This window comes from Azospirillum sp. B4 (assembly GCF_000333275.1).
Lineage (GTDB): Bacteria > Pseudomonadota > Alphaproteobacteria > Azospirillales > Azospirillaceae > Nitrospirillum.
Map to the genome: position 1 here is coordinate 77,044 of NZ_BACU01000527.1, position 13,123 is coordinate 90,166.

At 63.7% G+C, this 13,123-nt stretch carries 12 protein-coding genes; 8 read left to right on the forward strand and 4 right to left on the reverse strand.

The features are described from left to right. Positions 1 to 11: 11 nt before the first annotated feature. The 4 genes from I55_RS23070 to I55_RS23085 all read right to left on the reverse strand — a co-directional run bounded on the left by I55_RS23070 (position 12) and on the right by I55_RS23085 (position 4,205). Positions 12 to 953, reverse strand: coding sequence for a LysR family transcriptional regulator (locus I55_RS23070; protein ID WP_044562934.1), 942 nt, complete (start codon positions 951 to 953; stop codon positions 12 to 14). 213 nt (positions 954 to 1,166) lie between these two features. Further along, positions 1,167 to 1,643: a VOC family protein gene (locus I55_RS23075; RefSeq protein ID WP_044562935.1), complete on the reverse strand. Its 477-nt coding sequence runs from the start codon at positions 1,641 to 1,643 to the stop codon at positions 1,167 to 1,169. Continuing rightward, on the reverse strand, positions 1,627 to 2,655 hold the full coding sequence (locus I55_RS23080) for a glycosyl hydrolase (RefSeq protein WP_186455684.1): 1,029 nt from the start codon (positions 2,653 to 2,655) through the stop codon (positions 1,627 to 1,629). Before I55_RS23080 ends, I55_RS23075 begins: the two co-directional genes overlap by 17 nt. 44 nt (positions 2,656 to 2,699) lie before the next feature. Beyond that, positions 2,700 to 4,205, reverse strand: a complete 1,506-nt coding sequence (locus I55_RS23085) for an aldehyde dehydrogenase (RefSeq protein ID WP_044562936.1) — start codon at positions 4,203 to 4,205, stop codon at positions 2,700 to 2,702. A 167-nt stretch (positions 4,206 to 4,372) separates the two neighbouring features. Here I55_RS23085 and I55_RS23090 point away from each other — a divergent pair, with 167 nt between their 5' ends. The 8 genes from I55_RS23090 (at position 4,373) to I55_RS35020 (ending at position 13,122) form a co-directional block, all read left to right on the forward strand. After that, positions 4,373 to 5,179, forward strand: coding sequence for a 2-keto-4-pentenoate hydratase (locus I55_RS23090; protein ID WP_044562937.1), 807 nt, complete (start codon positions 4,373 to 4,375; stop codon positions 5,177 to 5,179). Continuing rightward, entirely contained in the window at positions 5,176 to 5,979 is an 804-nt protein-coding gene (locus I55_RS23095; protein ID WP_083901351.1) for an SDR family NAD(P)-dependent oxidoreductase, read from the forward strand. The genes I55_RS23090 and I55_RS23095 overlap by 4 nt, the downstream gene beginning before the upstream one ends. A 114-nt stretch (positions 5,980 to 6,093) precedes the next feature. Then, positions 6,094 to 6,702, forward strand: a complete 609-nt coding sequence (locus tag I55_RS23100) for an amino acid synthesis family protein (protein WP_044562938.1) — start codon at positions 6,094 to 6,096, stop codon at positions 6,700 to 6,702. A gap of 12 nt (positions 6,703 to 6,714) precedes the next feature. Next, complete coding sequence (locus I55_RS23105; RefSeq protein ID WP_083901352.1) at positions 6,715 to 7,632, forward strand: alpha/beta fold hydrolase; 918 nt, start codon at positions 6,715 to 6,717, stop codon at positions 7,630 to 7,632. 12 nt (positions 7,633 to 7,644) lie between these two features. Then, positions 7,645 to 9,015 (forward strand): aminotransferase, encoded by a 1,371-nt coding sequence (locus tag I55_RS23110; RefSeq protein WP_044563020.1) that lies wholly within the window; start codon positions 7,645 to 7,647, stop codon positions 9,013 to 9,015. Next, entirely contained in the window at positions 9,012 to 10,583 is a 1,572-nt protein-coding gene (locus I55_RS23115; protein WP_044562940.1) for an acetolactate synthase large subunit, read from the forward strand. The genes I55_RS23110 and I55_RS23115 overlap by 4 nt, the downstream gene beginning before the upstream one ends. A gap of 279 nt (positions 10,584 to 10,862) precedes the next feature. Further along, a complete protein-coding gene (locus I55_RS23125) occupies positions 10,863 to 12,311 on the forward strand; it encodes a TonB-dependent receptor (RefSeq protein ID WP_159107259.1) in 1,449 nt (482 codons plus the stop codon). Then, positions 12,256 to 13,122 (forward strand): TonB-dependent receptor domain-containing protein, encoded by an 867-nt coding sequence (locus tag I55_RS35020; RefSeq protein WP_159107260.1) that lies wholly within the window; start codon positions 12,256 to 12,258, stop codon positions 13,120 to 13,122. Before I55_RS23125 ends, I55_RS35020 begins: the two co-directional genes overlap by 56 nt. Position 13,123 lies beyond the last annotated feature (1 nt).

Here is a 13,123-nt window from a genome sequence, read left to right on the forward strand (position 1 = left end):
CTCCACCGGCTTCAGGAGGCGTCGGCATATCCGAAGGCCTCTTCGCTGCGGGCCTTGGCGGAGGGAAGGTTCACGGACAGGAAGTCGACAAAGGCTTTGACCTTCGCCAGCAGGTAATTGCCCCGGGGGAAGATCAGGTACAAAGGCACCTTGGCCGAGACGTGGTTTGAAAGGATCACCTCCAGCCGGTTGCCGGCGATGTCCTGTTCCAGCAGGAAACGGGGCAGGAAGGCGATGCCCATGCCGGCGAGGATGGCCTGGCGGGTCATGCGCACGCTGTTTGAGGTCAACTGCCCGCGCACCACCGGGACGACCAGATCCTTGGAAAGTTGCCATTCCCCGGGACGCGAGAGATGGGTTTCCACAACGCAGTCGTGTTCCTTCAACTCCGCCGGGGAGGAGGGCGTGCCGTGTTTGGCGAAATAGTCTGGCGATCCCGCCAGCACCATGTCGTATTCGCACAACTTGACGGCGTCGAGGGCGGAATCGTAGGGCTCGCCAACCCAGAACGCCGCATCGAAATGGCCGCGCAGCAGATCGACCTGACTGTCGGAAAGGTTCAGGTGGATCCGGACGTCCGGATGCTGTGTCAGGAACTGGGGAATGAACTCGGTCACTCGGAACAGGGACGCCACGACGGGGGCGTTGATCTTCAGGTCGCCGCGGGGCGTCGTCAGCATGCCCGCCATGACCTGGTTGGCTTCGTTGACCTCGTCAATGATGCGGGCGCAGCGATCATAGATTTGCTGGCCAGCCGGCGTGACCGAGATGCTGCGCGTCGTCCGGTCCAGAAGTTTGGTTCCGGCATCCGTCTCCAACTGGGCGATCTGACGGCTGACCGCCGCCTTTGAGCAGTTCAACCACTTCGCGGCGGCCGAAAAACTTCCCGTGCTGACCACCGCCGCGAACGACATCAGGGCGACAGCGTTCCCGACTTCAATCTTTTCATCCATGGCACGTATGTATCGTTATTTTTGCATTAAGTGAACAATAGCGCCAAACCTGACCCGAAGGTCAACAATTCGATTTTACCCGTTGATGATGATTTTCTTGTGATGGATACGCCGGATTGGCCATGAGGCGCGGGGAGGGGAGCCAATGGCACTCACGCCCGCCGGTGAGGCGGGCGTGGTTGCGCATGCTCGGACCGTGGGTAATGGACCACGTCAGCTGTCGAACGTGATCAGGTCAGCCTGGCCCTGGTTCGCGCCCAATTCCGCGATGGCGGCCCCATTGTCGGGGGGGATGATCTGGGCGAATACCTCCAGCTGGTGCCCATCGGGATCATAGAAATAGATCCCGTTGGATACGCCGTGATCCAGGACCTCATGGATCTCGACGCCGTTCTCGAGGAAGGTGGCGTATATGTCCTTGAGCTTGCTGATGTCGCCGCCGACGTCGATCTCCAGGCCGATATGCTCGAACTCCCGCCCCTTGGGGGCATCGGTGCCGCCCGGGAACAAGGCGATGTCGTGATCGTAATGGCCGAAGCTCAGGAAAATCCCCCCGGCATAGGGGCCCTCAGCGACGCGGGCGCTGATTTGCATGCCCAGGATTTTGCCATACCACTCGGCGGATCTTTCCGGGTCGCGGACATAAAGGACGACATGTCCAATACGCTTGACCTTAGGGGTGATGGGCATGATCGTCCGCCTCCTTGCCGGGCACGGCCGGCAGCCACACGATGTCGGTGATCTCGCTGAACTCACGCCATTCCTTGCGCCACGTCAGGCCGCCGTCCTCGCTCCGGTAAAGATGGCCGAACTTGGTGCCGGCCAGGATGAAGTCCGGATCGGCCGAGTTCGTGCCGACCGCCCAGAAGCAGGAGTTCGGCTGATTGGGCAGGGGCATTTCCTTCCATGTGCCGCCCCGGTCTTCCGACCGCAGGATGACCCCTGTCGACCCCGGGGTGCCGTCACCAATTCCCAGGATCAACTCGCCGTTCCGGGGGCGCCGGCGTAAAACACGGGTATAATAAAGGCCCCAGGTTTCTTTTGCATCCAACCGGTTCCAGGTAACGCCATCGTCAGTCGACTTGTAAATGCCATTCACGACAAGCGCCAGGATCGTCTTGGGCGCGCCCGGGAACACGACGATATCATGCAGGTCCGAGTTGCCGCGACTGGGCGCCCAGTCGGTGTCGACGCGCTGCCAGGAATCGCCGCCATCCCGGGATCGGTAGAGCCCGCCCTCTTCCACCCCGGCCCACACGCCCAACGGGTCATCGGGGTCGACGGCCAGGGCCAGCATGCGGGGGCGGCTCACGCCGGCGCATTTCGGCGGCATCTCCAGCCCCGTGCGGCTCCAGGTCTTACCGCCATCGCGGGAGCGGAACAGGATGGCGAGCGACGGGGAACCGGTCCCGGCGTACATGATGTCGGGATGGTCCGGATGCACCGCCAGCTTCCAGATGGTGAAGTCGTTCAGGACGCTGTCGATACGGGTCCAGTTGGCGCCGCAGTCGCCGCTGTAAAACAGGCCCTTCTCGGTGCCGGCGAACAGCGCTTCCGGATGCCGTGGATCGGCCAGCAGGCAGCGGACGCAGTCGTCATATTCCAGTTCCTGATTGATGGTCAGCCGGCGCCACGTCGCGCCATTGTCATGGCTGCGCAGGACCGCCTGGCCGTCGGTCGAAACGATCAATGTCTTGTTCATGTCGGTTGCCTCGTTGTCGCGGAGTGCAAATCATTGGCGTGGCGTCAGGAGAGGTTCACCCAGACGCTCTTGGTCTCGCTGTAGAGTTCCATGGCCTGCCGGCCATGCTCCCGCCCCCATCCCGATTGCCTGAAGCCACCGAACGGGCTGGCGGGGTCGATCATGTTGAAGCAGTTCACCCAAACCGTGCCGGCCTTGATGGCGGCGGCGGTGCGGTGGGCCGCCTTGATGTCGTTGGTCCAGATTCCGGCGGACAGGCCGTATTCGGAATCGTTGGCCTGAGCCACCAGCTCGTCCTGATCGGACCAGGTCAACGCCGCCAGGACGGGCCCGAAGATCTCCTCCCGGACGATACGCATCGTCGGTGCCGCGTTGACGAAGATGGTGGGCTCAAAAAAGAATCCATTTGCGAGGTTGGCGGGGCGTTGCCCGCCGGCGGCCAGCGTGGCGCCTTCCGCCGATCCCACCTCGACATAATGATTGACCCTGTCCCACTGCTCTTGGGAGATCAGCGGGCCGAAATCGACATCGGGCTGCAAGCCATCGCCGATTTTCAGCCGGGCCGCGGCGCCGGCAATGGCGTCCAGCAGTTCATCGGCGCGGCTCTTGTGGACGTAAAGGCGTGATCCGGCGGTGCAGGTCTGCCCCTGGTTGAAGAAGATGCCCTGGGCGATCGAGGCGGCCGCCACCTTGACGTCCGCGTCCGGGAACACGATTTGCGGCGACTTGCCGCCCAGCTCCAAGGACACCTTTTTCAAGTTGCCGGAAGAGGCCCGCACGATGGCCTTGCCGACCGCGGTGGAACCGGTGAAGGCCACCTTGTCGACGCCGTCGTGTTCCACCAAGGCCGCGCCGGCATCGCCGAAGCCCGTGATGATGTTGAACACTCCTGGCGGAACGCCGGCCTCAAGCGCCAGCTCACCCAGGCGCAGGGCTGTCAGGGGCGTCTGTTCGGCGGGCTTAAGAATAACCGTGCATCCAGCCGCAAGGGCCGGCGCCACCTTCCAGGCCGCCATCGACAGGGGATAATTCCAAGGAACGATGAGACCCGCCACGCCAACGGGCTCGCGCGTCGTGTAGTTCAGGATCTGCGCGCCGCTGCGCGGCGAGACCGGCAGCGTCTCGCCACCGAACTTCGTTGGCCATCCCGCGAAGTAGCGGAATGTCCTGATGGTTCCCTCAACCTCGACGGCGCGCGTCAGCGTCGCCGGTTTGCCGTTGTCGAGACATTCCAGAACGGCAAGGTTCTCGGCGTCGCGCTCCACAAGATCCGCCAGACGCAACAGCACGCGCGACCGATCCACAGCGCTCATGCGGGACCAGGCGGGATCGCTGAGGGCCTTCCGGGCGGCGCGCACCGCCAGATCCACGTCCGCCGTCGCGCCGTGCGCGATGTGGGCCAGCACCTCCCCCGTGGCGGGGTTGATGGTTTCAAACGTGCGGCCTGATACGGCCTCGACCCATGCGCCCCCGATCAACAGGCGCTGCGGCTGGGCCTTCAAGGCCGCCTTCAGGTGTTCAGCTCTTTCGATAGAGGTCGTTGTCGTCACGTATTCGCTCCCGGTCCCGACGTTGGGCGATGCCCTGAATGGCTTGTGATGGAGCGTTGATAGCATGGTCCATAAAAATAAACAATAAGCGCTATATCGATGAACTGTTGCGTAATCGGGACAATTCGGGCATAGAACCAGACGTGCACCCCAGGCAAGGTGATCTCATGGTTCCGTCCCCCCTCATCGAACTCGCCAGGGAACTGCTGGCGGCCCGCCGCGCGGGGCGGCCCATCGATCCCGCTACGGCGGCTTACATGCCGGCAAATTTGGTGGAGGCCTATGACGTGCAGGCGGCGACCACAGCGCTCCGGGGCGCCGAGGTGGCGGCATACAAGATAGGCCTCACCAGCACGGCGGCGCAGGAAGGGCTGGGTGCGACAGAGCCGATCGCAGGGCGGCTGACGCGGCAGGACATCCGGTTCTCCCCGGCGCGGATAGAGGTGAGCACCCATCTGCGCATCGTCGAGGCGGAGGTCATCTTCCGCATCGAGGAGGATCTCCGGCCCGAGGCGGCGCCATTCTCGAAAGCCGATATCATGCGCGGCATCGGTTGCGCCTTCGCGGGCATCGAGGTGTGCGACACGCGGTTCATGGGCGATGACGACACCCTTCCGCGTATCGTGGCGGATAACGGCAATGCCGATCTTCTGGTCGTGGGAGAGCCTTTGCGTGATTGGTCGGAAGACGCGCTGCGGGGGCTTTCGGTCACGCTGATGAGAAAGGCGCAGCCCGATGTACGCGGCTCCACCGCGAAAGTTCTTGGCCACCCGCTGGAGGCGGCGACCTGGCTGGCCAATTGGCTGGCGGCGAGGGGGGAAGGGATACGATCAGGCCAGCTTGTCGCCAGCGGCAGCTGCACTGGAATGACGGTGCTCGGGCCTGATGAAGAGGTGACCGCGACCTTCGGCTCTCTCGGGAGCGTGTCGATGAGATTTGTTCAGGCATTCGGGATGAAGGAGGAGAGGGTATGAGTGTGGATTACGGCCTTGCCGGCAAGGTGGCGATCGTAACCGGGGGAAGCGTCGGTATCGGCAAGGAGACCGCACGGCAGTTGGCCCGGCAAGGCGCCAAGGTGGTCATCGCCGCCCGCACGCGCGAAGCCCTGGAAACCGCGGCCGAGGCGCTGCGCCTTGAAACCGGGGGGGAGGTCGTCGCCGTTCCGGTGGACACGACCCAGCGGACGTCGGTCGAGAATTTGGTGTCGGAAACGGCCCGGCGGTTCGGCGGCGTCCACATCCTGGTCAATTGCGCGGCGGCGCCCGGTGGGCTGGTCCGCAACGAGATTGAAAAGGCGGACGAAGACGGCCTGATCGCGGACCTGAACACCAAGCTGGTCGGCTATTTCAGAATGTGCAAGGCGTGCGTTCCCCATATGCGCCAGGCGGGCTGGGGACGCATCGTCAATGTGGGCGGCCTTACCGCGCGTTCCACCGAAGCCCTTAGCGGCATGCGTAACGCGGCCTTGGTCCACCTGACCAAGACCTTGTCCGATCAACTGGGTGTCGATGGCATCACGGTCAACATCGTCCATCCCGGTGTGACGCGGACCGAGCACATCGAGGCCTGGTTTGCCGACATGGCACGGGCGGAAGGCACCAGCGTCGACGCCATCGTCAAGCGTGAAGCGGCGGACCCGGCGGCGATCCGGCGGATGCTGGAAGCCGATGAGGTGGCGAACGCCATTGTGTTCCTGGCGTCCTCGCTTGCCAGCGGCCTTACGGGCGAGTCCATCGCGGTGGACGGGGGGCTATCCCGGGCGGTGTTCCTCTGATGCCGCCCGCGTCCAGAGTGATTGTTCCGAAAAAGGAACTATTGACTTGATATAGCCATATTGTTGTGAAAAAGTTCCTTCAAGAAACTGACAACCCACCGAACGGGAGTTCCCATGTCCAGCCGCCCCGCCAACTTCCACGGCCTGCATATCCGCAAGTGGTATGAGTTCCAGGAGGAGACCCTTGCCATTGAGACCGGGCCGCTGGCCGATGGCGAACCGGTCGTGAAACTGGTGGTGGCGGCCGCCATCGCCAATCCCAACGCCGGGCGCTTCGTCGCCTCGTTTGACGAGGTCATCGCCGCGTCCGAACATCTCGGTATCGAGTTCGCGCGGCGCTTGACCACCCGGCTTGCCGGCCGCGCGGTGCAGAGCTACGGCAAGGCGGCCCTGGTCGGCGCCAACGGCGAGTACGAGCATGGCAACGCCTTCCTGACCACGGCCTTCGCCGAGCCCATTCGCGAAGCTGTCGGCGGAGGCAAGGCCTGGGTCCCGTCTACCGGCAAGCGCGGCGGGCCGGGGACGGAGATCGATATTCCGCTGGCGCACAAGGACGCCCTTTACGTTCGTTCCCATTACGACACTTTCTCCGTGACCTTCACCGACTCCCCCGGCCCGGACGAGGTCGTCATCGCCATGGCGGTTGCGACACGTGGGCGCCTGCATGCCCGTCTGGGCGGCATCTCGGTGGACGAGATCGTCGGCGAAGACGGGCTGCGCTGAGGGCGGGCGGCGATGACGGACCCCACCCCCCCGGCCCTGGATAACGGCCGCCCCGTCGCGGAGGAGTTGCTTCCCGATGAGCGTCTGGGCGTCCGGGAAATCAACGGCTTGCGGCTGGCGTTTCGTGAGTGGGGTCCGCCGGACGCGCCGCCGGTCGTGCTTCTCCACGGGCTCCGTGGATATTCAAGCACGTGGCGGACCTTGGCGCGAACGCTTGCCCCGTCCCACCGGCTCATCGCCCTTGATCAGCGTGGTCGCGGCGACAGCGATTGGGACCCGGGCCGCAACTATTACACAGACAGCTACCTGGCCGACCTTGAGGGCTTCGTCGACGGTCTTGGGCTGACGCGGTTCCACCTGATCGGCCATTCCATGGGCGGCACGACCTCGTACGTCTATGCCGCCAAGCATCCCTCGCGCTTGGCGGCGCTGATCATCGAGGATATCGCCCCCGGTTCTTCGGTGCGCGGGGCGGGTGCCGAGCGCATCGTCGCGGAGATGGCATCGCTCCCCCGGGAGTTCGCCACTTGGGGGGAGGCGCGGGCCTATTGGCATAAAAGCCGGCCGACGCTGAGCGGGGCCGCCATTGAGCAGCGCATGGCCGAGAGCCTGAGAGAGGACGCCAAAGGCCGCATCACCTGGCGTTACGACGCTGAGGGGATCAGCCACACACGGATCGTCCCCAACCCGCAGCGGATTGTCGATCTGTGGCCGGCCGTGGAGGCGCTGCGTGTTCCAACCCTCGTCATCCGGGGGGAGCGTTCCGACTTTTGCGCCGCCGATACCGTTCGCGAGATGACCCGGCGCAATTCCAACATTTCTTCGGTCACGGTCGCCGGCGCCAGCCACTACGTGCACGACGACGCCCCGATCCCTTACGCCCAGCATGTCGGCCGGTTCCTGGCCGGACATCCGCTCGGTTCAAGCTGACAGGAAACAATGATGACGTTCGACATCCAACGCGCCGGCCAAATCGATCGCGCCTCTCTTTTCCATCCCTTCACCTCCGTGGCCGACCTGATGCGCGACGGGCCCCTGATCATGGCGGAAGGGAAGGGGGTGCGCCTGAAGGATATCGAGGGGCGAAGCTACCTCGACGGCATGGCGGGCCTCTGGTGTGTCAACCTGGGATATGGGCGCGAGGACATCAGCGGCGCCATCGCCGCGCAGAGCACCAAGCTGTCCTTCTTCCACACCTTCAATGGCCTATCGACGGACGTGGCGATCGAATGCGCCGAAGCCCTGTTGAAGCGGGCGCCGGTTTCCATGGCCCGCGTCTTCTTCGGGGCGTCGGGCAGTGATGCCAATGAGACCCAACTCAAGCTGATTTGGTACTACAACAATCTGCGTGGCCTGCCGAAGAAGAAGAAGGTCATCGCGCGCTGGAACAGTTATCACGGGTCGGGTGTGGCCACCGCCAGCCTGACGGGACTGCCGGGCATGCATGGGCTGTTCGATCTGCCGCAAGGTCCCATCCTGCACATTTCCAATCCCCATCATTATCGCAAGGCGCCGGAGGGCGTGTCGGAGCGGGAGTTCTCGCGCCAGCTTGCCGCCGAACTTGAGGCTTTGATCGCACGTGAGGGGGCGGAGACCATCGCCGCCTTCTTCGCCGAACCCGTCATGGGCGCCGGCGGCCTCATTCCTCCCCCCGAAGGGTATTTCGAAGAAATCGTTCCCATACTGCGCAAGCACGACATCCTGCTGGTGCTGGACGAGGTGGTGTCGGGCTTCGGCCGCCTGGGCACCTACTGGGGCAGCCAGCGTTTCGGCCTGGAACCGGATCTCATCACGGCGGCCAAGGGCGTGACCAGCGGCTACTTCCCCATGTCCGTCTGCTTCGTGTCGTCGAAGGTCTGGGACGTGATCGAAGCGGGGTCCGAGAAGGCCGGCCTGTTCGGCCATGGCTACACCTATTCAGCCCATCCGGTCGCGGCGGCGGCGGCATTGGCCACCCTCAAGGCCATCGACCAGGAGGGGGTGGTGGAAAACGTGGCGCGGTTGGGCCCCTATTTCCATGCGGCCATGCGCGAGGCCATCGGGGATCATCCGCTGGTTGGAGAAGTCCGCGGCCTCGGGTTCATGATGGGCATCGAATTGGTGCGTGACCGGGCGGCGAAGACGCCCTTCGCTCCCGAATTGCGGGTAGGACGGAAGCTGCTGAAGGATCTCTTCGGTCGTGGCCTGATCTCCCGGGCCCTCGGCGACACCATGGTGTTCGCGCCGCCGCTGGTGGCGACCAAGGCGGATCTCGATGAGATCATCACCCTCTTCAAGGCGGGGCTGGACGCCGTCGCCAAGGAGGTTTCATGACGACCACCACTTGGAACGGGGCCCATCGTCTGTTGCAGGCGGCCCGGGCGCGGGGGATAGACATCTGCTTCGCCAATCCGGGAACGACGGAACTGACCTTGGTCAGCGCCCTTGACGACGTGCCCGGCATCAGGCCCGTCCTGGGGTTGTTCGAGGGGGTGTGCACGGGCGCGGCCGATGGCTATGCCCGTGTCTCAGGCAAGCCAGCGCTCACCCTGCTGCACCTTGGCCCGGGTTTGGCGAATGGCCTCGCCAATTTGCATAACGCGCGCCGCGCCCGGTCGCCGGTAGTGAACATCGTGGGCGACCATGCCACCTGGCATCTGCCGTTCGATGCGCCGCTGACGTCCGATATCGACTCCTTCGCCAAGCCGGTGTCAAAGGCCGTCATCTATTTGCGGGACGCGGCCAGCCTGCCGGCCCAGTTGCAGGAGGCGTTCGACATCGCGTCGGGGCCGAATGGCGCGGTGGTCACCGTGATCGCCCCGACGGACGTGATGGACGCCAAGGTGGCGGACGCCGCGCCGGCCCTGCCGGCGCAGGCGCCGGGGAAGGACGCTGTCCCGGATGGCGATATCGCCGCCGTCGCGGCGGCGCTGTCGCGCAAGCGGCCTCTTATCCTGCTGCTTGGCGCCGATGCGCTGACCGAGCGGGGGCAGCGCGCGGCGGCGCGCGTCGCCGGTGCCGTGTCCGCACGGCTGCTCATGGAATCCTATCCGGCGATCGTCAGTCTGGGCGGCGATCTCCCGCGTCTCGAACGCTTGGCCTACTTCCCGCAGGATGTCCTGAAGCAGGTGGGGGAGGCCACGGTGGTTCTGGTGGGGGCGAAAGCGCCGGTGAGCTACTTCGGATACGAAGGGCAACCCAGCGCGCTGGTTCAATCGGACCGCATCATCGAACTGTCGCGGCCGGATGAGGATAGCGTTGCGGCGCTGGAAGCCCTGGCGGCCCGGATGGAGGCGCCGGCGCTGGCTGCGGAAACCGCTGCCACGCCAGCGGTGCCATCCGACGCGGGCGGCGCCGGGCCTCTCTCCCCGGTGGATGTCGTCGATGATCTCATCGACCGCCTACCGGAGGGGGCGATCATTTCCCTGGAGGGCTCCACCCTCGGTGGCCCCTTTCTGCAACGCGCCTACCGTGCCCGCAAGCACCGCGTGATGACGAATACGGGTGGCGCGATCGGCCAGGGCTTGCCCTGTGCCACCGGGGCTGCCCTGGCGGCGCCGGGTGTGCGCGTCGTGTCGCTGCAATCCGATGGCAGCGCCCAATACACCGTGCAGTCCCTCTGGACGATCGCCCGCGAGAAGCTGCCGGTCACCGTTATCATCGCGGCCAATCACCGGTATGGAATATTGCAGACCGAGTTGAAGCGGGCGGACGCTTCCATCGATGGCGATGTGACGGGCCGCTTGACCCGGCTGGACAATCCCCGGGTGGATTGGACGGCGTTGGCGCAGGGATATGGCGTTCCCGCCATCCGTGTGGCCAGCCGCCGCGACCTTCAGCAGGCGTTGGAGCAGGGCTTTGATGAGGAGGGGCCCTTCCTGATCCAGGTCGATCTGCCCTGACCTTCGCGGCCAAATGCCGATCACGTTATTGACTCCGCCTGATGCTGGGAGATGGAAAGCGGCGGAGTCTCAGTTTTAAGAAAAAAAACGTCCGGGTATGTCCTTTTGCCCGCCACCAAGTGATGGGTCCAATCAAAGGCCCCCATAAGAAAAAACAATGCAATCCAGACGAAAATAACATGCCGTCGAAAAAACTCGATGGCCGTGAACAGAGAGGGTTGTCTTATGGAATTATCCAGCAGGGGCGGCTCGGGCAAGCCGTCACGACTCCTTCCCATCATGCTGCCGGTCATCTTGGCTGGGTTGCCTGGCGGGGCGTGGGCGCAACAGCAAGGACCATCGACCGACGGGGATCAACTGACGGAAATCGTGATCACAGCTGAAAAGCGTGTGTCCACGGTTCAACAGACGCCGATCAGCATCACCGCTGTCAGTGGCGACCAGTTATCGAAGGAAGGGATCACTGACGTGGGGCGCCTAGCGTCCCAGGTTCCAGGTATCGCCATGGCATCCGAGGGCCCGGGGCGGACGCAGTTCAACATTCGCGGACTGTCCAGTTCCGGCGGGTCATCGCCGACGGTGGGCTTTTACTTGGATGACGTGCCGGTCACGCCGCCGACATCGCAACTGGCGTCGGCCGGGAAGGTCATGATCGATCCAGATTTGTATGATCTGGCGCGCGTGGAAATACTCAGGGGACCCCAAGGCACCTTGTACGGTGCCAGTTCGATGGGCGGCACCATTCGTCTGATCACCAACGATCCCGATCTCGAACATTTCTCCGGGCGCGTCCAGGCGGGTGTATCCGGCACCGACGGCGGCGGCGTCAATTACAGCGGGAATTTCATGCTGAACGTCCCGATCGTCAGTGACAAGCTGGCGCTACGCCTGGTTGGAACGGAAAAGTACAATTCAGGCTTCATCGACCGTATCGTGACCAACGATTTCCCGCTGCCGAACGGCACGATGCGCGGCGACGTCGCCGGCGCGCCGGTGGCGAAGGTCCATTCCAATGATAATGACGATAGGACAACCGGCTTCCGCGCGACCTTGCTTTTCAAGCCCACCGAGGATCTGAGCATCGAGCCGGCGATATTCCATCAGCGGCTCACCACCGGCGCATTGTCGGCCATCGACATGCCGCCCGGCACCATGGCGCATTACCAGCCTTATGACGTGCCGGAGTCCTCCTTGCAGGCGTTCGACGACTACAGCCTGCGGATCAAGTATGATTTGAGCAATATATCGTTGCAGTCGATCACGTCTTTGCTCCGGGGAAGTTCCTACGTCAAAGAGGATGATGCCGAAAGCCAGTATTTCGCGTTCGGTCCCATGGGGCCGACGGGATTGCCCACGGACAACAGCACGACCGAACGGCATTCCTCACACCAGTTCAATCAGGAGCTGCGCGTATCCTCGAACGATGACTCCATCCTGCAATGGGTGGCGGGCGGCTTTTACAGCCGCTTCTCCGACCACCTCCTGGTGCGCAACACGGTGAACGACCTGGTTCCGATCTATGGCACCGCCAATGCGTTCACCGACGTCGAGCCCGACAGCCTGACGCAACAGGCGCTTTTCGGCGAGGTCAACTATCAGTTCCTGCCGGACTGGAAGGCGACGGTTGGCTTGCGTTACTTCCACTACCGGTTCGAATATCAGCAGACGCCGATTGTCTGGCCGCCCAGACGGGGACGTTCAGCGGCGCCGCCGGCGCCTATGGCCTGACGCCAAAATTCACCCTGACCTATACGCCGGACAAGAACTTTCTTTTTATGCCACGGCCTCAAAAGGCTATCGCCCTGGCGGTCCCAACCTGCCCATCCCGACCAGCGGGGTCGTCGATTGCTCCTCCTCATACCAGCAGCTGGGTATCAAGTCGGAGCCGTCGACCTTCGGCCCGGATGCGGTCTGGAACTATGAGATCGGCGAGAAGGCGAAACTCCTGGATGGCCGGATGACTCTCAATTCGTCCTTCTATTATATCGACTGGCAGCGCATCCAACTCCAGACCACGCTCGCATGCGGGTATTTCTTCACCGCCAACTCGGGCAAGGCTTATTCAGAGGGCGCTGAGGTCGAGGCCAGCGTGAAACTGGGGGGTGGCTTCCGCCTCAACCAGTCGCTGGGGACGACGCGGTCGGCGCTGACGGATGCGGCCTTGCCCGGGAACTCCCCGATCGGTCAGCAGCTTCCCGATGTGCCGCGTTGGACGGCGACGACCTCCCTGGAGTATTCGCGTGACATAACGGGCGATCTGACCTTCAACGCGCTGGTGACGAACCGCTTCGTCGATTCCGAGTACGACTATAACGCCGTGCCGGCCAGCTATACACAAAAGCCGGCGTATGATCTGGTCGATATGCGCATCGGGTTGGCCGGCGGCAGTTGGACGACGTCGCTTTATGTCGACAACCTGTTCGACCGCCGCGCGGTCACCGGCATCAATCGTAACGTCGCCCAGAACAACCCTTATTATGCCCGCGTGTTCATAAACCGGCCTCGGACCATCGGGGTCACGGCGGAGACGGAATTCTGAG